Below are 21,771 nucleotides of genomic sequence, written 5' to 3'. Positions count from 1 at the left end.
TGAAATATGAGACTGGTTTCTGCAAAAAAAGAATGTATTGTACCCTTTGACTTGCGTCCTACCGACAGTGCGCATGCTTCCACGCTTTTGCAATTACATGACCAAGGTGTACTCTCAGCATGGTTCGGCGGTAGTTGGGAGAAGGATTGCAATGTAGCTATCTGGCTAAGCAAACGCCCTTTTGGAGGAATTTGGGGAACTCCATCAGTAGTTGCCGATGTCAGGGGTGTGGCCATGTGGAACCCAGTGCTCTTTCGTTGTCCTGATGATTCGATACTCCTGTTCTATAAGGTCGGAGTTACCATCGATATCTGGAAAACCTATGCTTTGCGTTCCCAAGATGACGGAACAACCTGGTCCAAACCTTTTGAATTGGTTGAAGGCGATTGCAATGGAGGCAGGGGACCTGTCAAGAACAAACCGATTCTCCTTTCTGACGGGAAGACCATTGTGGCTCCTGCTTCGCTTGAAGGGGAGAGTTGGGATGCTTTTGTCGATATTTCCCGTGATAATGGAAAGAGCTGGGAGTCAAGCTCGTTTGTTCCTGTCCGTCATGCCGGTTATACCATACAAATGGTTGATCAGCCCTACGAAAAACATCGGTGCTGGGGCAAGGGGTTGATCCAACCCACCTTGTGGGAAGATGCATCAGGTGTTTTGCATATGTTCTGCCGGTCCACTTCCTCAGCTATTTTTCGCAGTGATTCAATCGATGGTGGCTATAATTGGAACATGGCCTATGAAACGGGGCTTCCCAATAATAACAGTGGCATTGACTTGGTTCGTATGCCCCAGGGGACCTTGGTTCTTGCCTATAACCCGGTGGGGAACCTCCCCAACTATTACAAAGGTCCCAGGACTCCCCTTGTCCTGGATTACTCGGATGACAATGGTCTTAGTTGGAAACGGCTTCTGGTGCTGGAGGATGGTCCTGGCGATTATGCCTATCCTGCAATCATTTGTACTGGTGAGCATTCCTTGATGCTTACCTATACCCAAAAGAGGGAGCTCATCTGCCATTGGACTATCGAAGTGGAGGCCGACTGATGGATTTTGGTGATTTTGAAACTCCTCCGCTTTCCAGTAGGAGCACGGTATTCTGGGCCTGGGATGACAAACTTGAGATTGATGAGCTTGTCAGGCAAATCCAAGGGTTTTCAAAAATGGGTCTGGGAGGGTTTTTCATGCATTCCCGCGATGGGTTGGAAACTCCTTATCTAGGACCCGATTGGGATGCGTGCATCCAGGCCAGCGTACAAGAGGCGAAGAAGCTTGGGATGCAAGCTTGGTTGTATGATGAAGACCGTTTCCCCTCGGGCAGTTGCAGCGGAAATATCCCTGCCTTGCAGGACGGGCATTATAGCCTCAAGGGGTTGACCCTTGAGGTAGGGCCTACGAAGTTTTCACCTGATTCTTCTGTCAGGGCCCTGTATGCGGCAATTATCGATGGCGATGAAATGTTCTCATGCAGAAGGATATCTCTTGATTTGCTCGATACTTTACAGCCTGGGGAAACCCTTTTGGTCGTACGGTTTGAACGATCTTTGGGTTCAGTCTGGTTCAATGGCTCGACTCCTCCCGATAATTTGGATCCTGAGGGTGTCCAGGCCTTTCTTGCCTCGACCCATGAGCATTATGCAACCTATCTGGCCAGCGATTTTGGCAGTGCGGTTCCCGGAATCTTTTCTGATGAGCCAAGCCTTTCCGACCGTCATGCGAAGTTTGATCCTCACCGTGGTTGGCTTCCTTGGTCGTACCATATGGAAGAGTTTTATACAAACCTTGGGTTTGGGGACATCTATGATTCCTTGCCTTTTCTCTATTTCAATGGGGAGAGGAGTGCAGCGGCCAGGCATGCCTACTGGCATTGCATTGCCCTTCGCTTTGAGTCTTGCTACTCGGCCCAGATAGGCACTTGGTGCAGGGATCACAACCTGGCCTTTACCGGGCATTACCTCCAGGAAGATAAATTGGGGCTCTGTACCCGGGTAAATGGTTCAGTCATGCCCCATTATACGCATGAGGATATTCCCGGGGTGGATATCCTCTGTGAAAAGATAGACGAATACCTGACTATGAAGCAATGCAGCAGTGTAGTGCACCAATACCATAAGAAGGCAATGATAGCCGAAACCTATGCTGCCACTGGCTGGGAGTTTTCCCTGGAAGGCATGAAATGGATTGGCGATTGGCAGTATGCCCTTGGCCTGACCACCCGGTGTTTGCATCTGGCCCTCTATAGCCTGAGGGGAGAGCGGAAACATGATTATCCCCCAAGTTTCAACTATCATCAAGGTATTGTGGAAAAAATATCCTTGGAAGAGGATTATTTTGCGCGGTTGTCGACCATGCTGACCAAAGGGGAGGTTGTCCGCAAGATTGTGTGCATCCATCCTATAAGTACGGTATGGACGCATATGGGGTGCAGTCCCTATGGCAATGCCGTTCGGCGAAACGAACGTGATCTTCCCGGTCTAGACCGGTATGGCTATGATTTCAATGATTTGCTTCGGTATCTGTCCCTTCATGGGGTCGATGTCGACTTGGCTGATGAAACCTTGCTTGATAGGGACGGGAAAGTGGTGGGGAACCAATTATTGCTCAAGTATGCCTCCTATTCCCTGGTGGTTCTGCCCAGGCTCAGTTCTCTCTATGGTTCTACGTTTGCACTTCTTCAACAGTATGTCCGGCAAGGGGGGAAGCTGGTGGTGCTTGAACCTTTTTGCCATCAACTTCAGGGAGTTGAATGCGAAAAAGTGACAAGTTTCTTCCAAAATGCAAAGGTTTTTTCGGTAAAAGACAATGAACAACTTTTGCGCGTTTCCAGAAAATTGCAGCCAATGTTGTTTTCCTTGAAAAAAAGGGATGGCACCGATACTGATACCATCATTTCCCAATTGAGGGAATATGAGGGAACCTACATTCTGTTTCTTGCCAATACGGACAGGGAAAGTTCACAGGAAGTGGTCTTGACGTTTGAAAAAATAGGCGGGGTGGAGTGTTTTGATTCCCTGACAGGAAAGAGAGAGAAAATCGGAGTTTCGACAGTTACTGAGAATGCCATGGTTTGGACTGCCTCCTTTTCTCCGGTGGGTTCCCGTTTGTTTGTCATCGATCCTGGTCAGGAGCCTAAGCTTGAGCGGATGTCTCCAACCAGAAAAGAAATGAGAACTGAAGTAATGAAGTTTTCCGAGACGGCCAAGGTGAGTCTCGACCATCACAATGTCCTGGTGCTCGATAGTTGTCGGTATTCCTTGTTAGATGACCAATCTAGTGAACAGGAAGCGTTTATCTGGGAGGTTCAGCGAGCGATCAGGAGTAGGCTTTCCATGGTACAGATCGATACCGATGAAATAGCGCAGCGATATCTCTGGATCAACACCCCTCATCCCCAGGACGGTGCTCCCTTGCGTTTGTCATATTCCTTTGAGGTAGCGGAGGTTCCTGAAAAGCCTTGTTACCTGTGCGTGGAGGAGAGTTCCCGCTTCAAGTTGCTATGCAATGGTGTCAAGGTGGACTATGAGTACCAAGGATATTTCCTTGATAGGAGTCTTGACTTGGTTTCCCTGCCCTTGTTGCAAAAGGGAGTAAATACACTGGTCCTGGAATGCGGTTATACCAATGCAATGAGTCTGGGGGCCATCTTTATTGTTGGTTCATTCGGGGTTTCACTGAGTAGAAAAATTGAAAAACCGGTTACCAGTCTGAATGTAGGCGATTGGACCAGGCAGGGATTGCTCCATTATGCAGGGAATGTTACCTATCATTTTGAAGTTTTCCTGTCAGAAGAGCTTCCCGGGGCTATCCTGTGCCTAGGCGAGTGGAAAGGTCTTTGTGCAGAAATTACCTGCAATTCAGTACGGTTTGATATACCTTGGAAGGGAGAGGGAGAAATTGCTGTCGGGCAAGTTCTCAAAAAAGGGCTTAATAGCATTGATTTGAAGGTGTTCTCAAGTCCACGGAATATGCTTGGTCCGTTGCACCTGAAGGAAGGAAAGCGTGAGTTCACCAATCCGGCAAGCTTTTCGCCGTTTCCAAAAGAATTGACCACTGAGTATCAAATTGTACCTTGCGGGTTGTTCTCTCAACTGATTTTGAAAGAGTTTCAACCATAGTAACGATAGGGTTGGTTGTGAATATTGTTACGATATACTGCATGCATACACACGAATACGCACGGACTATGTATATTCATGAAATCTGCTTCAAGAGTAAGGGATATCTATCGAGAATTTCTTGACTGCGGATTCTCATGTAAGAAATCCAGCTTTCTCTGATACCTTTAAAACGGATTAGCTTTGCAGGGAGGACAGGAAGGGGAACTGCCGGCCATATTGCAGAACAACTTCATATCCAAGAGACTAAATTGAAAGTAGCTTTGGATCAATTGACTGGAACTGGATTGATCGAGGCCAGAGGCACTGGTAGGGGGTGATTCTATATTCTCAGTTCAAGGGTTTACAAAGAACAAAATAATGTCGCAGGTTATATCAGACAGACTGGAATTGATTCAATGAGATATTCTGAACTTATCTTGGAACTTGCTGATAGACAAGGATATGTGTAACGCAAAGACGTTGCGAATCTTCTTTCCGTTTCGTTGCCCCAGGCTTACAGGCGTATAAGGAAACTTGTTGATTTCCATAGATTGGTGCAACAGGGAATGGGAAAGCAAACGCAATATATTCTAGCAAAAAAATGAATAGGGCAAACTGTCCAAACGTACACTGGAAAAAGTAAATAAATGGAAGAGGTTGGGACAAGTTGGACTTGCCGAACCCTTGAAAATCCCTGAAGTCAGGAATTATGGTAAATGAGCCTGGATTAAACGCTTGTTTTTATGATTGTTTCTTTTTTTCGAATAATTGGCACTTATATGAATATTATAGAAAACAAAAGAAAATAAACGAAATAAAACAACGGGAATTTATTGACGAGAAAAGGTTCCCATACTACGATTGTTCCATGCAATTACATGACTCAATCACGATACCTGCAGAAAATAGATCAATACCTTTTTGGTCCTGGAATGATTCTTTGGACTCGGAGTTGTTGTCCTGGCAAATTGAACAAATGGCTGCAAGTGGAGTCGGGGGTTTCTTTATGCATGCTCGCAGTGGACTCAAGACAGAATACCTGAAAGATCCTTGGTTTGACTGTATTGCCGTTGGATTGAGAGAAGGGAGAAAGCGGGGATTGCAACCTTGGGTCTATGATGAAGAAGGCTGGCCCAGTGGGTTTGCAGGAGGTGCCGTACCTCAATTGGGAGAGAAGTATTATGCCCGGGGGTTACGGATGCATATAGTTCCTTCCCCCGAGAAAATAGTTCGGGACGACAGTTTGCTGGGTGTCTTTGGCTATACCGCGGACTTTTCTCAAGTTATTCCTGAGCATGAGTTTGGAACCGAGGACCATTTCGAGGGATTCCTGGTCATGACCCATTCGTCCAGCCCTTATTATATTGATGTCTTGAATCCGATTACTACCAAGAGTTTTCTCGAAATAACCCATGAATCCTATTTCAAGAGATTTGGAAAAAATCTCCCAGAAGGATTCTTTACCGATGAGCCCCGACTTTCTGAGGGGCCTATACCTTGGTCCTATATTCTTCCCCGGGAATTTCAGGCTGACCATGGCTATTCCATTCTGGAACAGTTGCCGGCTTTGTATGTCCCCTGCCAAGGCTATGAGAAAATTCGATTTGATTATTGGGTTACGGTAAGCAGGCTCTTTGTGCATTCCTATATGGAACAGATTTTCAATTGGTGCGAGGCACATCATTGCAAGCTCACGGGACATATGATGATGGAAGAGAGTCTCTATAGCCAGATGACCGGTACCTCTGGCAGTATGCCCTTTTATAAATTTTTTCATATGCCGGGAATGGATTCGCTACGCAGGAATATCAATGATCCCAGGATGCCCAAGCAATTGAGTTCCATTGCCGAACAGTTTGGCAAGAAATGGGTAATCACGGAAAGTTTTGCGATGAGTGGGTGGGACTTGAATTTTGAAGAGATGCGTTGGATAGTGAATTGGCAGTTTGTCAATGGGGTGAATATTGTATGCCAGCATCTCCAAGCTTATTCCCTGAAAGGATTCAGGAAGCGGGATTATCCACCTTCCTTGTTCTACCAACAATCCTGGTATGGTGAATATTCACGTTTCCAAGATTACTTGGGAAGACTTTCAACACTCTTGATCGAAGGGCATAAGATACTTGAAATCCTACTTTTGCACCCCATGCATAGTGCCTGGATAGCATACGACGGAACCAATAATGAACAGATAAAAGCTTTGGATAAAGATTTCATCAAGGCAACGACGATGCTCTCTTCTCAGCATCTGGACTACCATTTGGGAGACGAAGGAGTTCTTGCAAGTGATGGATCTGTTGATTCCGGATATCTCCATATAGGTTCTTTTGCCTATAGAATTGTCTGTTTGCCCAGTTGTCTTTCCTTGGATGACTCGACAATCAAGTTATTGGAAACCTTGCTCGACCAAGGTGGTGTTGTCTATTCTTTGGGCTTGTTTCCTCTGTTATGTGAAGGAAAAAAAGATGTAAGGCTTGAGGCCTTGCAAAAAAGAGCCGTACCGCTGAAAAACAGTGAAAAAGTACGAAAGGCAATTGCATCCCAATTAGTGAAACCTGTCGGTATAACCGAAGAAGGGCAACAGGTCGAGGATGTAAGCTATTGCCTTCATGAACAAGAGGATGGCTTGAGTTTGTTCTTGGTCAATAACAGCAAGCAGGAAAGGCACAAGAATATGTGTGTCGAGATTAAAGGCCCCTATAGCGTAGTGCTGTCAGATCTATGGGAGAATGAACGGCATGCCATTCCTTCTTCAGTCTCCAAGAATGGATATACCCAGTTCAATCTATCCTTGCTTCCTATGCAATCGGAAATGGTATTCCTTTTTCCTGAAAGCAAACCTGATTCTTCGGATTCCTATAAAATCGTACAGCCGCAGTATATCCCCTTTGATAGTTCGGAGGTCTGGAGCATCCAGAAAATGGACCCCAATGCCCTGACTCTCGATTATTGCAAGTATAGAATAGATGGTGGAGCTTGGCATTCCAAGGTTCCTGTCATCAAGCTGATGAGAACGTTATTGGAACTGAAAAGGCCTTGTGCCCTTGAGCTGGAGTTTGAGTTTTCAATTTTGTGTCCTACGAAATCAATTGATAACGTATGCTTGGTAATAGAACAAAGCAATCAATATAGCATTGAGGTCAATGGCCAGAAGGTATCTTCTGTTGCTGGATGGTACAAGGATCGTTCCTTTGATTCCTTGAATATCCAGAATTGTTTGGTACAGGGTACCAATACTGTCTTGCTGAAAACAGTATTTCAGGAATCAGCCCATGTCTACGATATATTGTTTGGGGAAAAGGTCTATGAGACAGAGTTGAACAAACTTACCTACGATATGGAAATCGAGAGTATCTATATCATCGGTGACTTTGGGGTTTTTACCGAAGTTCCTCTTTGTCCTGGCTTGAAAAATTCTTTGGAAGCGTATGGTACTTTCTTTATTAAGGAGAGACCTACTTTTCTGTTTGGCAAGAACTTTACCTCCCAGGGGTTGTTGTTCTTTGCAGGAAAATTGGAGATTGAAAAGACTCTCGTCATCCAAAGTGGTGAAGATAAGAGTCTCTTTCTGGATTTAGGAAATTGTCATCAACCCATGCTTCAAGTATTTTTACATGAAAAGCTTGTGAAAACCTTGGTATGGGCACCGTACATCGTTGATTTGGGGAAGTATCTTGTGGAGGGGAAGAATACCTTGCGATTGGTGTTTTATGCCAGCAATCGCAATTTGCTGGGTCCTCATCATCATATCAAGGGTGAGAACTATAGTGTTGGTCCCCAGAGCTTTGAGGGTGTATTCAGCTGGTGTGAGCGCGAGACTGAAGCAGATGAAATTGACCGTTCGCTCACCAAGGTCAGTTTTTGGAAAGACTCATATACATTTATAAGGTTTGGTTTCTGATGCTTAAAAATCCGATTCTTCACGGTTTCAAACCTGATCCCAGTATCCTGAGGGTCGATGATGTTTATTATATAGCGACTTCGACCTTTGAGTGGTTTCCCGGGATCAAGTTATTCATGTCCTCTGATCTGGCCAACTGGAAACAACTTCCTTCTCCTTTGCAGGACCAGCTAGGATCCGAGTTACGAGGTGTCGATTCTTCCTGTGGGCTTTGGGCGCCCCATCTTTCCTACGACCAGGGGATTTTTTATTTACTGTATACCATTGTCTACACTGATAGATCGCGATTCAAGGATACCTGGAACTATCTGGTGACAGCAGAAGACATTCAAGGCCCCTGGTCTTCACCTATTTTTCTTAACCGCAGTGGCTGGGACCCTTCTTTTTTCAGGAATGGGGACGGTTCCCTTTGGCTGTGCAATGTGTGCCTGGATTATCGTCCTGACAGGAATAGGTTCGGAGGTGTCCGGTTGCAACAACTCAATAAGGCGGACTACAAGCTTTTTGGGCCAATACACACTCTTTTCAAGGGATCTGCTGCAGGAAAAACCGAAGGGCCGAATCTGTTCTTCCGTGACGGTTTCTATTATCTGGTAACAGCTGAGGGTGGCACCGAGTTTGGGCATCAGGTTACTGTTGCTAGATCTTCTTCCCTGCTGGGCCCCTATACGGTTTCTCCCTATAATCCCCTTTTGACAAATAAGAGTGGAAAATGCATCCAAAGAGCCGGACATGGGACTCTTTTCCAGACTTCCGGAGGGGGATGGTATATTGTTTACCTGTGCAGCGTTCCCCTTGCAGAAAAATATAGTGTCCTGGGAAGGGAGACGGCAATCCAATCCATAATCTGGACCAGTGATGGCTGGCCGGTCCTTTCTGATTATCCCAATAGGTTTCCACATCGTATGGTAAAGGAGCTTCCCTCAGCTGTTGAGCAGCCCCAGGAGGAGGCAATACTATTTAAGGCGGGAAAAGCCTTGGATGTACGTTGCATGAGCCTTAGGGAGCCTGCTTTGGCATGTGGGATATCCATTGGCAAACAGGATGACAAGCTTTTTATTCAAGGAGGAAATTCCTTGAGTTCCAAATTTCACCAGGGTTTGTTAGCAATTAGCTTGACCAACCTTGCTTGTGAATACTGTACCTTGATGGATTTTTCTCCAAGACATTCCTTGCATGGAGCTGGTCTTGTAATCTATTACAATAATGATAATTACCAGTATCTTTGCAAGACTCTTGATGATGATCTTGTTCCTATTGTCTGCATAGTTTCCGTAATTGGAAGGCAAGTCTCGCTTTTGGGGACCATTTCTGTGGAATCGGCAAGACCTTTGTATTTGCGAGCCAGGATCAAGGGGAATGACTTGGATTTTTATTATGGCTATACCGAAGAAGAGGCTATCCTGGTAAATCCTGCTCCTTTGGAAATGTACCATCTGAGTGATGAAGAAATTGAAGGCAATGGGTTTACAGGAACTTCTGTCGGTCTTTGCTGCCAAGATCTCAATGGAGATGGCGTAACAGCCAAATTTTCCTTTCTCAAATGGAAAAATCTGTAGAATAGGTCTGGAAAGCAAGAAAGGAACCATCTTTGCAGATGGTTCCTTGTAGGTGTTCTAGGTTTCTTGCCTCATCTGCTTACTGTTTTTGTGCAAATAAAGCCAATTTACTGTACAGGTCCTCAAGGATCAATCGAGAATCAATATATCGATACACCCGAATCGGTCGATTCAAATTGGTATGGATGTATTGCATGTCCGAACCGATCAAGGGCGCGGGAATCCAGTCAAATTCAAAACGTTGTTCATACAGGATCAAGCCCACGGCGGGAGAATCCCCCAGCACCCAGGTTTCTCCGGAACGAAAGGGACTTTTTGCAGGTAATGGCTCCTGCGCATGTTCATTCAATTGATCAAAAAGATACTTTCCTATTTCCCCGCAAGGATATACCTTGTTTTCCAGTTCCGCAAAGGAAACGGTCATCCTTTCATACATGTTTTTAGGTACTTGCCAAAGATTTATGGCAGATCCGAAGACAACATTTGCTGCAAGGATATCGTTACCAAGGTTGAATTCGATGCTACCGTTGGGATAGCTTCCTCCTCCTATCCATATAGCGGTCAATCGATTTGCAATCCGCGGTTCCAGAAGATAGGCACTTGCAAGGTCAGTAAGCGGTCCCAGAAATATTGCATAGAGAGGCCTTGGATCATCAGCCATTGCTTGTTGGATGATCAACCGGGCACCTTCGCTATCAATGGGGGTTCCTTTGTGTTCCAGGGGTTTTGCAGCACCATGAAAGAGATTCCCTTTTGTGGGAAAGTGCATTTTGGAAAAAACCTTTTCCAACTCGGCATAACTTGCTTCCATACTGTTCTTTACCCTGTCTATGCCAAAGTGGGCCCCTATGAACCCTACGTTCTCGAATTTAGGCGAAAGCAAAGCTTGCACAATGGCAAATTGATCATCTGCCTCGTTTTTTGCATCAGTGTCGGTAATAACGCGTACAATCTTTGATTCCGGTACGGAAAATGTATAGTTTGTGTATCTCATTGGTTCCTCTTTTTTTTAATTGGATGCCTTATCCTTTTACTGCACCTTGGGTAAGTCCCGCGACAAAGTATTTTTGGAAATAACTGAAGACAAGGAGAAGCGGGATGGTGACTATGCATAAACCTGCTGCATAAGGTCCCCATTCTACACCCATCTCAGTCTTGAAATTCAGGAGTCCGACAGGAAGGGTCTTCATGTTCATGGAACTTGCCGTAGTAATTTGGGCCCACATCAACTCTCCCCAGTTACTGATAAAAGTAAATACGGTTACCGTCGCGATTGCCGGAGTGACAAGCGGCAGTACGATTTTCATGAAGACACCCATTTCCGAACATCCATCGATGCGGGCACTTTCTATTACATCGCTGGGTACTGTTTCAAAGAATTTCTTGAAGATATACATGCTGAAAGGTATTTGCCAGGCAGTGTAGGGAAGTATGAGAGCCGTAAAATTCTGGAGCATTCGCATTTTTGCCATCATGGAATACAAAGATATGTAGATTGCAATGCCAGGAATGAAATTGAATACCATAAAGACCATGATGATGGTTTCTGAATGGGGTAGTTTCATCTTGCCCAGTGCATATCCTCCCAGGGTCGACAGTATCACGGTCAGAATGACCGAAGTAATCGTGACAAACATACTGTTGAAGAAATAAGAGCCAAGATGTCCTGTTGTCCAGGCTGCTGAATAATTTCCCCATTTCGGATTGCCGGGAATTCCAAATAGATTGGTAAAGAATTCCTGGGTGTTTTTAAGGGAAGTAAAGAACAGGAAAAGAAGTGGGTAGGCAACAACAAGTGTTGCCAAAATCAGGATAAAATACGAAATAGCTACCATTGGCTTATTATGTTGCATAATATTTTTCTCAGAGTTCATACGCATCTCCTCTGATAATTTTCTTGGTTATGATCATTCCTGCCAACACGATGAGGACAAAGATTACGGACATTGCCGCTCCATACCCGTAATGATTGAAGGAAAAGGCATTTTGCATAATCCACATCGGCATGACAATGGAAAATTTTCCAGGGCCCCCGTTGGTGAGAGCCAGGACTGTATCATAGATTTTCAATCCGGACATAAGTGCAAAAATGGCACTTAGCTGTACAAAGGACATGGTAAGAGGCAGGATGATCTTGCGAAACATCGTCCAGTCGGAGGCTCCTTCAAGGAATGCTGATTCCATAAGAGCCTTGGGAATTCCCTGCATACCTGCAAAACAGAGCACCATGGTTAATCCCACTTGTTTCCAGGCAGAGACAAACACGATTGAGTTCAATACTGTCGCCCTGTTTGTCAACCAGGCATGCTGTAACGACCCAAGGCCGATTGCTTCCAATATTTTGTTGAGTATTCCAAATTCCGGTTCATACACAAAAGAGAAAATCAAGGCGGTGATAACAGCAGGAATCATGCTGGGTGAAAATAATATTGTCCTAAAAACTCCTCCAGCTCTCCTGCTTATGTATAAGAGCAACCAAGCAAACAGTACTCCAATAATGACACTGAAGATCGAAGAAATAACTCCCAGATACACGGAATTCCAAATTGCTCTCAAAAAGTTTTGGTCTTGGAAGGCATTTATATAGTTGGATAGGCCTGTAAAAACCCTATCTCCAAATCCCGTCCAAGAATGGAAGGATAAGATAAAGTTGTCAAAGAAGGGGATAACTGCAAAAATCAAATATACCAAGGTTGCCGGAACCAGAAATAAATATCCTTTGAGAATGTAGGATTTGCTCAGTCCGCTTTGTCCATGTTTTTTCATTACGAAGCTCCTGAATAATTTGTAATGGGAGGAATCCTTTCAAGTGTTTTCTCCTACCTTGGAAGCAGGAGAAAACCAAGAATACTGGAATGAAAGGTTTATTTACCCATTGCCTTGACTCTCAAGGATTCGAGATTTGCCAAAACTGAATCAATGGATTCGCCTGAACATACGGAACCAATCAAGTCATTTGAGACAAAGCTATTGATTTCAGGGGAAATGTTCTGAAGATGCCTATAGCTGACAACATTGTCTCCCATAGTGGTATCCATGAGGTCTTGCATGAGTTTGTTATCAATTTTATCCTGCTTGGATTTGATTGAAGGCAATCTTCCCGTTGCCATGGTCTCTGCTTGTCCTGCATCACTTGTGTAGAACTTCATGAATCTGATTGCTTCAGCCTTGTGTGCTGCATTGATAGGGATGAAGAGGGCATTGGTGACTACATTGACACCATATTTTGAGTCTTTCTTTACCAAGGGGAATTTTGTTACGCCCAAATCGAAAGTTGCATTCTTCTCATAGGTTCCTACGTTGGATCCAGCATCAAAAAGCATTGCAATCTTACCCTGGTAGAAAGCTGCCTGCACTTGGTCCCTGGTTGCCGTCAAAGCTCCTTCACCGGGGTACCAATAACCTGCATCGTAGGCATCTTTGATCATCTGGAGGTTCTGGCGTAACCCTGGGGTTTCGTTAGGTCCTGCAAACGGTAGTTTTCCGGCGGCACCGTCTTCAAGAACGCCATTGTTTGCCATGATCTGATAGGCAAACGGCAACAATTGGTGGTTTTGTCCTGACCAGTTGCCTATTGCAAAAATGCCTTTCTTCTTTAATTCCGCACCGACTGCCATCAAGTCATCCCAAGTCTGTGGGATTTCAAGATTGTTCTCGGTAAAAATCGTCTTGTTCACGAAAAGTGTCTCGATAACGGGTTGATAGGATATTGCATAGTATTTTCCATCAATCTTGCCGGCATCGATATATTTGGGGACAAACGTGTTTAACCAAGCATTGTTATCGGCAGTCAGATAGGGAGTGAGATCTGTTGCCATATTGCCATTGGTAAAGGCGCTTATCTGTGAACCCCAGAAAAAGGAAACATCAACAGGGTTGCCTGATGCAATACCAGTCTTGATTACTTGTTCGGCGTTATTAAAGTCGATGGGAACGATCTGTACCTTGATATCAGGGTTTTCTGCCTCAAATTTTGCAATGATGTTTTTATTATAAGCCCCGTCGGATCCATAGAATTTAATGATTGTTGGTTCTATGCTTTTTGCTGATGTTTCTGTATTTCCATTTGCGAACCCAAACGAAACAAAAACAGTAAAGAGAATAGAGGCCAATAAGACAAATTTTCTGTTCATTTTTTCCATCCTTGTTTTTTATTCGTTTTCGAATATTTTCATTTACTATGCAAAAACCATATTAAACTGAGCTATTCAAAACTGCAACAAAAAAATAACAATCAAAAACTAAAGAAATTAATTTGTTTTGATTTGTGATGGGATTACTTGAAATCTGTTTGCCAAATTTTATTTACATATGATGACATGAATACCGGCAGCTTCCAGTTTCTTGACATATTCCGGGGTTATGCCCTCATCGGTCAAGATGAAATCAATGGTATCCGTACACCCCAGGGAGGCAAACAGAACTTTTTCAAGTTTGCTGGAATCAGCTAGGAGGTACACCGTTTTTGCAGAAGCAATCATAGCCCTTTTCAAGGCAATGTCACTGAACGCAGGGTAGGTCAATCCTGCTTCCAACGAGAATCCACCAGTGGCAAGGAATAATTTTTCCACATAAAGATTCTCGAATAATGAGAGCCCTTTTTCCCCGGTCAAGGAAAGCGTTGGTGGTTTAAATACTCCTCCAACGACCAATACGTTGTTGGTTGGTTCCATCCCGAGTTGCAATGCAATATTCAACGCATTGGTAACAATGTTAAGATTCTTGCAGCTCTTGATGTGTCCTACCATTTCTGAGACCGTCGTTCCGGAATCAAGGATAAGACTATCCCCATTCTGAACAAGTTCTGCTGCTTTCAAACCAATCTTTGCCTTTTGTTCTTCGTGTCCACGGTTTGGCAAGGAAAAAATCTGGGTATTGTTGGATAGGGAATTGATGAAGGCTCCACCGTGCTGTCTGGTTACTGTTCCTGTTTTCTCTAGGGATTCCAGATCTTGGCGTATGGTAGGTTCAGATACATTAAAGAGCTTTTTGAGTTCTTGAACTCTGCAACTACCGTTTTCTTGCAGTAATTGCAGGATTTTTTCTCGTCTTTGATCTTGGAACATAAATACCTCTTCTTTCTGTAGAATTCAAAAATAATGATACTCCAATATGCTGGTAAAGAAAAGATTGCTTTGAAATGTTTTACTTTTTCTGTTGGAAATTTACCTTTCATACGTGAATTGGATTGCAGTAGAGAGCTATTATAGGGTATTTGAGCGCAAAAACTGGATGAATTTTCAAATAAAAGAAAGCAAATGAAATGTAAACGAAAATAAACGAAGATATTATTCTTGACTGTTATTGCAATCTAGCATAATCTAGAAGCCGAAATAATCAAGGAGGCTTTCATGAATACCATAAAACTTGGTTTCGCTCCAACCCGTAGAAGTATCTTCAGTGCCCCTGATGCCATAAAGTATAGAGATCTTACTGCCAATAAATTGAAAGAACTCAATATCGATTTCGTTGATATTACCGATATAAACAGTGAAGGGCTTTTATACAATGATGACGATATGCTCAGGATTGCGGAAAAATTCAAGGCGGCAAAGGTCGATGGGTTATTTTTGCCCCATTGTAACTTTGGAACAGAGTATGAGTGTGCCAGGCTCGCCAAGGAATTGAAAGTCCCTGTATTGCTCTGGGGACCGCTTGATGAAAGGCCCGAACCGAATGGGGTTAGACTTCGTGATACCCAGTGCGGTTTATTTGCAACGGGAAAAGTTCTCCGCCGGTTTCAGATTCCGTTTACATACATGACGAACTGTAGGTTATCTGATCCTGTCTTTGAACGGGGGATACAGGATTTTCTTGCAGTCTGCAATACGGTAAAGACTTTCCAATCCATACGGATCCTGCAGATATCAACCCGGCCTTTTGATTTTTTGACGACCATGTGCAATGAAGGTGAGTTGCTCGAAAGGTTTAATGTTCAGCTTTCCCCTATTCCGATGACTGAATTGACTCAGGCAGTAAAAGAGGCAAAGGAAAAGCATATTGCTGAAGTCCAGGTAGTAATTGAATATTTGCAAACTTCCATGATTATCAAGATAAAACCCAATGAGTTGGAAAACGTAGCTGCCTTGAAGGTAGCCATGGAAGCCCTTGTTAAAAAATATGGTTGCAAGGCGATCGCCATTCAATGTTGGGATGCCTTGCAAATTGAACTGGGAATTATGCCTTGTACTGCCAATTCCCTGATGAATGATGAAGGAATTCCCGTCGTTTGCGAAACTGATATCCATGGGGCAATTACGGCTCTGCTTGTTGAGGCCGCTGCAATGGGGAAAAATCATTCTTTCTTTGCCGACTGGACTATCCGGCATCCCGATATTCCGAATGGCGAACTATTGCAGCATTGCGGGCCTTGGCCCCTTTCCGTAGCAAAGGAAAAGCCTGTGGTAGGCTATCCTTTGGCTTTCGATCATCCGGGAAGTTTGACTGCCGAGGCCAATCATGGCAAGGTGACTCTCTGCAGGTTTGATGGTGACAATGGAGAATATTCCTTGTTGCTTGGCAATGCAGAAGGTGTAGATGGGCCTAAATGCATGGGAACATACCTTTGGATAGAAGTGGAGAATATCAAGCGTCTTGAAGATAAAATTGTGTGTGGTCCCTATATTCATCATTGTGTCGGGATACACCAGAATATTGTTCCTATTCTCTATGAAGCATGCAAATACATCAAGGTTACCCCTGATTTTTATGATCCTATCGAAGAAGATGTCAAGGCGTATCTCAGGGGCGAGGATGTAACTTTGTAAGAACGCCTTGAAAGTTGCTGGACAGACTTTCATGAGATGCTGTATGAGAAAAGAAACAGGAGTAGCTAGGTTATGAAAATTCAGGAACTCAAACTTCAGGCAATGGAGACTCGAAAAACATTGCTGAAGATGATTTATAATGCCAAAACAGGGCATACAGGTGGATCTTTATCTTCGGCTGATATTATGACAGCCTTGTTTTTTGATATTTTGAATATTGATGCCAAAAATCCTGAATGGGATGGTAGAGATAGATTTATTCTTTCAAAAGGTCATTGTATTGAAGGTTATTTGGCTGTCCTTGCTGAAAAAGGTTTCATTGAAAAGGAAGAGCTGAGAACTTTTTCACAGTATGAGAGCCGTTTGATTGGTCACCCCAATAACAAGATTCCCGGGATAGAAATGAATACCGGAGCTCTTGGACATGGATTATCCATTGGTGTGGGGATGGCTTTGGGGCTTAAAAAAGACCACAAATCCAATAAGGTCTATGTACTGATGGGCGATGGGGAACAGGAAGAAGGTTCCATCTGGGAAGCTGCCATGGCTGGCGCCAATTATCATTTGGATAATCTGATTGGGATAGTGGACAGAAATCACTTACAGATAAGCGGGAAAACGGAAGATGTAATGAACTTGGAGCCTCTGGCTTCCCGTTGGAGCGCTTTTGGATGGTCCGTTCGGGAAATTGATGGGAATGATATGGAAGAAATAATCAGGGTTTTTCACGAAATTCCCTTTGAAAAAGGGAAACCTTCCCTCGTTTTGGCAAATACCATCAAGGGAAAGGGGGTCTCCGAGATGGAAAATATTGCAAGATGGCATCATGGGGTTCCAGATGAAAAGCTTTTTATCAGTGCCATGAACCAATTTGATACAACGCTGAAGGAGCTTGCACATGCGTCAATTTAAATCTAACAGGGAATCCTTTTCTGCAACCTTGCTTGAATTGGCCAAGGAAAATCCTGCTATCCTTGCCGTCAGTTCCGATGCCAGAGGCTCTTGTTCCTTGAATACGTTTGTCCAGGAACTCCCTGATCAATTCGTGGAAGCGGGAATTGCCGAACAGGATGAAATGGGTATTGCAGCAGGTTTGGCGGCAGTAGGGAAACATCCTTATGTATGTGCTCCCGCATGTTTTTTATCCACAAGGGCCCTTGAACAGATAAAGATAGATGTAGCATATTCTCATCAGAACGTCAAAATATTCGGAGTCAGTGGAGGTGTCAGTTATGGGGCTCTCGGAGCTTCGCATCATTCATTGCATGATATTGCCACCTTACGCTGCTTTCCTGATCTTTCTGTCATCATTCCCAGCGATGCTGTCCAGACTGAGGCAATGCTCAAAGTAATTGAGAAAATGGATCAAGCAGTATATATTCGGGTTGGACGTGAAGCGATTCCTATCATATATGATGAGTCGGTATCCTGCGCTCCTTTTGTATATGGAAAAGCCAATACCCTCAGGGAGGGTACTGATGTTACTATCATTGCCTGTGGCGAATTGGTTTACCATGCCCTTGAAGTTGCCGATAGTCTTCTGCAAGAAGGCCTTTTCGTTCGAGTCCTGGATATGGCAACCCTCAAGCCCTTTGACCAGGAGGCCGTTGAAAAGGCGGCCAGGGAAACCGGGGCAATATTGACGGTGGAAGAGCATAGTATCAATGGAGGACTTGGCGCAACTGTCTCGCAGATTGTTTGTGGGTCACATTTAGTCCCGGTGATAAATTTGGCTTTCCCTGATGAATATCTTGTTGCCGGGGATTCCCAGGATTTATTCAAGCATTATGGACTTGATGAAACAGGAATCAAAGCTGCCGTCATTCAACTCTTGAAAAGAAAACAAGGATAAGCAATGGACCAGTATATTCTTTCAATAGATCAAAGTACTTCAACCACAAAGGCTCTTTTATTTGATAAAAAGGGAAAGCTTTTTAGGCGAAGTGATACTTCCCATAGACAATTGATTGATGAGAAGGGGTGGGTTGAGCATGATCCTTTGGAAATTTATGCAAATCTGTTGCATGCAGTAAAGAGTGTCATACATGAGTCTGGGATATCCACGAAACAAATCGTGGGAGCATCCATCTCCAACCAACGGGAGACCTCCCTTGCCTGGAATAGGGAAACGGGAGAGCCTGTTTACAACGCCATTGTCTGGCAATGTGGGCGGGGGGAAGCCATTTGCAAGCGTCTCGAAAGGCACAAGACTTTTATCAAGGAGCGGACAGGGCTCAATCTCTCTCCTTATTTCTCGGCTGCCAAATTTGCCTGGATTCTTGAAAATGTTCCCAAGGCACAGGAACTTGCACGCGAAAAACATCTTGTATGTTCGACAATCGATAGTTGGTTGGTCAAGCGGCTTACCGTTGAGCATTCTGTCCTGACTGAATATTCCAACGCCTCCAGAACCCAATTGTTCAATATCAATACATTGGATTGGGATAGGGATGTATGTTCCCTTTTTGGTTTGTCACCGGAGATGCTTCCTCCGGTCCATCCTTCTGATTCTCTCTTTGGCTATACCGATTTCGGTGGAATCTTTGATGATCCCATTCCTCTCCATGGCGTATTGGGCGATTCCCATGGGGCCTTGTTTGCCCAAGGTTGCTTGCAACCGGGAATGGTCAAGGCAACCTACGGTACTGGATCGTCCATCATGATGAATATTGGTGATAGGCCAATTTTTTGCAAGGACTTGGTCACCTCTCTTGCCTGGGGATTGGAAGGGAATATCCAGTATGTCCTCGAAGGAAATATCAACTATTCAGGGGCAACGATTACCTGGCTGGTCGATGATTTGCAATTACTTGGTTCTGCCCGAGAGGTTGAGGCCCTTGCCTCGAAGGCAAAGCCTGTCCCAGGGCTTTATCTTGTTCCTGCTTTTTCGGGGCTTGGGGCTCCGTATTGGGAGGGAAATGCCAGGGCAATGGTGTGTGGTATGAATAGGACGACTGGAAAAGCAGAATTGGTTCGTGCTGCAGAAGAGTCGATTGGCTACCAGATCGCGGATATCATTGAGTTGATGAAAAAAGAGTCTGGCTATTCTGTCCCTCTGTTGAAAGTTGATGGAGGGGCCACCAGGGACGCTTTCTTGATGCAATTCCAGGCTGATATCTTGCAATCCACAATCAGTATCGCATCCCTTGAGGAGTTGTCTGGACAAGGTGCAGCGTTTGCCTGTGGTCTTGCTTTGGGGTTCTATGAAAAGAGCAAGATTTTCCCGGTGCTTGGAAAACATACTTTCAAACCGATCATGAAGGAAGCTGAGCGCGATTGTCTGTATCAAGGATGGCAGAAGGCTATCTCTTGTACACTTTCCTATGGTTGCTAGAAAATAAGCCATTTATCAGAGATACTATCTGAAAATACAAGGATCTTGGAATTGTAACTGATGTTTATCATCATTAAATGCTTTGGCTGCTTTCGTCAATGTCAGTAATTAACTCAATACTAGCAGCTTTGGAAGTAGTACGTTATTGAGATAGTTGAAACTGAAAATAATGTAATTGAAACACAATTTAAATGCGTCAACAGGCAATATGGCTAGTTTACGGCTTTAGTGATTCTGAAAAATACCTCAATCTTTCATCAATAGTAAAAATACTGAAATAACTCTAACACACGAAATGAGCCAATACTTTAAAATGAAAACAAGGGATAGTGTGCCATCACTGAATTCTATAAATCCCATGAATATTCCTTGGTGTAAATTGACTGGCTCTGGAAGACCTCTTGCTGGGTTTGCTGGTAAATGGAGAAAAATGCTTCATCATAGGGAGGGTAGCAAACCACTCCTGTCTTTACCTATAGCACGATGGAAATCAATACACTTCGACAACACAGCTAATAAAAAGAGGTTCATGTATTTTATAATATTTTCTTTATGTTTTCATATACTTTCATTTATTCTCTTTTTATATGTATTTTGTTGACAAAATGAAAACATTGTGTTGGAATAAGAAGGTAAACGTGTATTTTTATAAGGGAAATATCACAAACCATTTTCGTATTATATGGCAATTGTAATTTCCCCTAAAAAGGAGGAATGACCAATATGAAACAAAAGATATTGGCTACATTGGTTGTACTTGTAGCATCCCTGGGGATGCTCTTTGCAACGGGAGCAAAAGAGCAACAAGAAAAAGGTACAGTGTCATCGAAAGCGAAGCAGATTACCTTCACGGTCATCAACGGCGGAGACACGGAAATCGAGGCGTTCAACAAGATTATCGCCAAGTTTGAAGAGATAAACCCAAACATCAAAGTTCGTTTGGAAGCCCTTCCCAATTCCACTGATTATGAGAATATCATAAAAACTCGGTTCGCCACCAATGATCCACCGGATGCATTCTGGTTCTGGTCGGGGGCCAACCAATATACGAACATGCGTGCTTCTGAAAATCTGGTCGACATGACCGGTGAACGGGGATTGTCGGACTTGACCTCTGCAATCAAGACCTATCAGACTGTAGACGGTAAAATCTATGGCATTCCATGGGGAACCTACAATGCCATGGGTATCTACTACAACAAGAAAGTATTTGCAAAGCTTGGATTGACACCTCCCAAGAATTACCACGAATTACTTGATATTGCGCAAACCATAAAGGATGCAGGTATCATACCTTTCTATGAAGCTGGCGATACCGTGTGGCCTACCCAGATTTATACACTTTGTGCCTTCCAATCCTCAATAATTCCCTCAATCGGTGGAGCTTCGGGACTCAAGAAGATTGTCGAAAACCAAATACAATTGAAGGATATTCCTGCAGTCAAGGATACCTTCAGCAAATACTATGCCCTGAAAACAAAAGGATATCTCAACGAAGATGTAGGATCGGCAACCTACGATATGCAGGAAGAAGCCATTTCTTCAGGCAAGGCTGCCATGGTATTTCAGGCAGACTGGATGTTACCGGATATTCAGAGCAAATTTGGCAATGCCGATGACCTTGGTTATTTCCCATTGCCATCCGAAACAGATGAGGGGGTTGCTTCCCTCTATCCACCGAAACAAATCTTTGTCAGCAAGGCAAGTAAGAATGTCGATGCAGTTCTTACTTTCGTGCGGTTCATGATTCAAACGGATAACCTCGATATTTGGTACGGACTCAATTCTGGAATTCCAGTCTACAAATCCGTGACTTCCACTTTATATACAGCCCAGAAGGATATCATGAACTATCTTACCAGTGATAAGGGCATGGTTCAGATCCAGTTGCAGACAAAAGCAAGCTTCCCTGATTTTGACAAAATATGCCAGATGGTCATTCTGAGTGGCAACGTAGATCAGGCAGTCACGATGCTCAACGATGGATATCTGAAAGATGGAAGAAATAAACAAATTTCAGAATTCCTTTAGGATTTCCTGATTCGAAAACAAGGAGTAGGAGACATTCTGCTCCTTGTCTGGCATTCATATATTCAACAGAAGGAAACATTCC

14 protein-coding genes are annotated in these 21,771 nt (G+C 43.9%); 9 read left to right on the top strand and 5 right to left on the bottom strand.

What is annotated here, in order from left to right:
• Positions 1 to 6 precede the first annotated feature (6 nt).
• The 4 genes from ACHZBG_RS07840 (at position 7) to ACHZBG_RS07825 (ending at position 9,557) form a co-directional block, all read left to right on the top strand.
• The gene (locus ACHZBG_RS07840; protein WP_320128894.1) at positions 7 to 1,047 is read left to right on the top strand and encodes a sialidase family protein; all 1,041 of its coding nucleotides are present in this window, start codon (positions 7 to 9) and stop codon (positions 1,045 to 1,047) included.
• Positions 1,047 to 4,115, top strand: a complete 3,069-nt coding sequence (locus ACHZBG_RS07835; protein ID WP_320128893.1) for a hypothetical protein — start codon at positions 1,047 to 1,049, stop codon at positions 4,113 to 4,115. Before ACHZBG_RS07840 ends, ACHZBG_RS07835 begins: the two co-directional genes overlap by 1 nt.
• A gap of 850 nt (positions 4,116 to 4,965) precedes the next feature.
• Positions 4,966 to 7,998 (top strand): glycosyl hydrolase, encoded by a 3,033-nt coding sequence (locus tag ACHZBG_RS07830; RefSeq protein ID WP_320128892.1) that lies wholly within the window; start codon positions 4,966 to 4,968, stop codon positions 7,996 to 7,998.
• Positions 7,998 to 9,557 carry a family 43 glycosylhydrolase gene (locus tag ACHZBG_RS07825; protein WP_320128891.1) on the top strand — a complete coding sequence of 520 codons (1,560 nt, stop codon included), beginning with the start codon at positions 7,998 to 8,000 and terminating at the stop codon, positions 9,555 to 9,557. Before ACHZBG_RS07830 ends, ACHZBG_RS07825 begins: the two co-directional genes overlap by 1 nt.
• A 79-nt stretch (positions 9,558 to 9,636) precedes the next feature.
• Here ACHZBG_RS07825 and ACHZBG_RS07820 read toward each other — a convergent pair whose 3' ends face one another.
• The 5 genes from ACHZBG_RS07820 to ACHZBG_RS07800 form a co-directional block, all read right to left on the bottom strand.
• A complete protein-coding gene (locus ACHZBG_RS07820; RefSeq protein WP_320128890.1) occupies positions 9,637 to 10,551 on the bottom strand; it encodes a nucleoside hydrolase in 915 nt (304 codons plus the stop codon).
• Positions 10,552 to 10,579: 28 nt separating this feature from the next.
• Positions 10,580 to 11,431, bottom strand: a complete 852-nt coding sequence (locus tag ACHZBG_RS07815) for a carbohydrate ABC transporter permease (protein ID WP_320128889.1) — start codon at positions 11,429 to 11,431, stop codon at positions 10,580 to 10,582.
• The gene (locus tag ACHZBG_RS07810) at positions 11,421 to 12,323 is read right to left on the bottom strand and encodes a sugar ABC transporter permease (protein ID WP_320128888.1); all 903 of its coding nucleotides are present in this window, start codon (positions 12,321 to 12,323) and stop codon (positions 11,421 to 11,423) included. The genes ACHZBG_RS07815 and ACHZBG_RS07810 overlap by 11 nt, the downstream gene beginning before the upstream one ends.
• Positions 12,324 to 12,421: 98 nt before the next feature.
• Positions 12,422 to 13,690: a sugar ABC transporter substrate-binding protein gene (locus ACHZBG_RS07805; RefSeq protein WP_320128887.1), complete on the bottom strand. Its 1,269-nt coding sequence runs from the start codon at positions 13,688 to 13,690 to the stop codon at positions 12,422 to 12,424.
• A gap of 168 nt (positions 13,691 to 13,858) precedes the next feature.
• Positions 13,859 to 14,623 carry a DeoR/GlpR family DNA-binding transcription regulator gene (locus tag ACHZBG_RS07800; RefSeq protein WP_320128886.1) on the bottom strand — a complete coding sequence of 255 codons (765 nt, stop codon included), beginning with the start codon at positions 14,621 to 14,623 and terminating at the stop codon, positions 13,859 to 13,861.
• A gap of 285 nt (positions 14,624 to 14,908) precedes the next feature.
• Here ACHZBG_RS07800 and ACHZBG_RS07795 point away from each other — a divergent pair, with 285 nt between their 5' ends.
• The 5 genes from ACHZBG_RS07795 (at position 14,909) to ACHZBG_RS07775 (ending at position 21,689) form a co-directional block, all read left to right on the top strand.
• Positions 14,909 to 16,324 (top strand): L-fucose/L-arabinose isomerase family protein, encoded by a 1,416-nt coding sequence (locus tag ACHZBG_RS07795; RefSeq protein ID WP_320128885.1) that lies wholly within the window; start codon positions 14,909 to 14,911, stop codon positions 16,322 to 16,324.
• Between the two features lie 72 nt (positions 16,325 to 16,396).
• The gene (locus tag ACHZBG_RS07790; protein WP_320128884.1) at positions 16,397 to 17,236 is read left to right on the top strand and encodes a transketolase; all 840 of its coding nucleotides are present in this window, start codon (positions 16,397 to 16,399) and stop codon (positions 17,234 to 17,236) included.
• Positions 17,223 to 18,176: a transketolase C-terminal domain-containing protein gene (locus ACHZBG_RS07785; RefSeq protein WP_320128883.1), complete on the top strand. Its 954-nt coding sequence runs from the start codon at positions 17,223 to 17,225 to the stop codon at positions 18,174 to 18,176. Before ACHZBG_RS07790 ends, ACHZBG_RS07785 begins: the two co-directional genes overlap by 14 nt.
• A gap of 3 nt (positions 18,177 to 18,179) precedes the next feature.
• A complete protein-coding gene (locus ACHZBG_RS07780) occupies positions 18,180 to 19,658 on the top strand; it encodes a glycerol kinase GlpK (RefSeq protein WP_320128882.1) in 1,479 nt (492 codons plus the stop codon).
• 723 nt (positions 19,659 to 20,381) lie between these two features.
• The gene (locus ACHZBG_RS07775) at positions 20,382 to 21,689 is read left to right on the top strand and encodes an ABC transporter substrate-binding protein (RefSeq protein WP_320128881.1); all 1,308 of its coding nucleotides are present in this window, start codon (positions 20,382 to 20,384) and stop codon (positions 21,687 to 21,689) included.
• The last annotated feature ends 82 nt before the right edge of the window (positions 21,690 to 21,771 follow it).

This window comes from uncultured Sphaerochaeta sp. (assembly GCF_963676625.2).
Taxonomy (GTDB): Bacteria; Spirochaetota; Spirochaetia; order Sphaerochaetales; family Sphaerochaetaceae; genus Sphaerochaeta.
The sequence above is the reverse complement of the archived record's forward strand: the minus strand, read 5'-3'. Positions and strand labels throughout refer to the sequence as shown.

Coding starts and splice junctions, on each gene's coding strand:
- ACHZBG_RS07840 (WP_320128894.1), top strand. CDS start 7: ATGAGACTGGTTTCTGCAAAAAAAGAATGTATTGTACCCTTTGACTTG.
- ACHZBG_RS07835 (WP_320128893.1), top strand. CDS start 1,047: ATGGATTTTGGTGATTTTGAAACTCCTCCGCTTTCCAGTAGGAGCACG.
- ACHZBG_RS07830 (WP_320128892.1), top strand. CDS start 4,966: ATGCAATTACATGACTCAATCACGATACCTGCAGAAAATAGATCAATA.
- ACHZBG_RS07825 (WP_320128891.1), top strand. CDS start 7,998: ATGCTTAAAAATCCGATTCTTCACGGTTTCAAACCTGATCCCAGTATC.
- ACHZBG_RS07820 (WP_320128890.1), bottom strand. CDS start 10,551: ATGAGATACACAAACTATACATTTTCCGTACCGGAATCAAAGATTGTA.
- ACHZBG_RS07815 (WP_320128889.1), bottom strand. CDS start 11,431: ATGAACTCTGAGAAAAATATTATGCAACATAATAAGCCAATGGTAGCT.
- ACHZBG_RS07810 (WP_320128888.1), bottom strand. CDS start 12,323: ATGAAAAAACATGGACAAAGCGGACTGAGCAAATCCTACATTCTCAAA.
- ACHZBG_RS07805 (WP_320128887.1), bottom strand. CDS start 13,690: ATGAACAGAAAATTTGTCTTATTGGCCTCTATTCTCTTTACTGTTTTT.
- ACHZBG_RS07800 (WP_320128886.1), bottom strand. CDS start 14,623: ATGTTCCAAGATCAAAGACGAGAAAAAATCCTGCAATTACTGCAAGAA.
- ACHZBG_RS07795 (WP_320128885.1), top strand. CDS start 14,909: ATGAATACCATAAAACTTGGTTTCGCTCCAACCCGTAGAAGTATCTTC.
- ACHZBG_RS07790 (WP_320128884.1), top strand. CDS start 16,397: ATGAAAATTCAGGAACTCAAACTTCAGGCAATGGAGACTCGAAAAACA.
- ACHZBG_RS07785 (WP_320128883.1), top strand. CDS start 17,223: ATGCGTCAATTTAAATCTAACAGGGAATCCTTTTCTGCAACCTTGCTT.
- ACHZBG_RS07780 (WP_320128882.1), top strand. CDS start 18,180: ATGGACCAGTATATTCTTTCAATAGATCAAAGTACTTCAACCACAAAG.
- ACHZBG_RS07775 (WP_320128881.1), top strand. CDS start 20,382: ATGAAACAAAAGATATTGGCTACATTGGTTGTACTTGTAGCATCCCTG.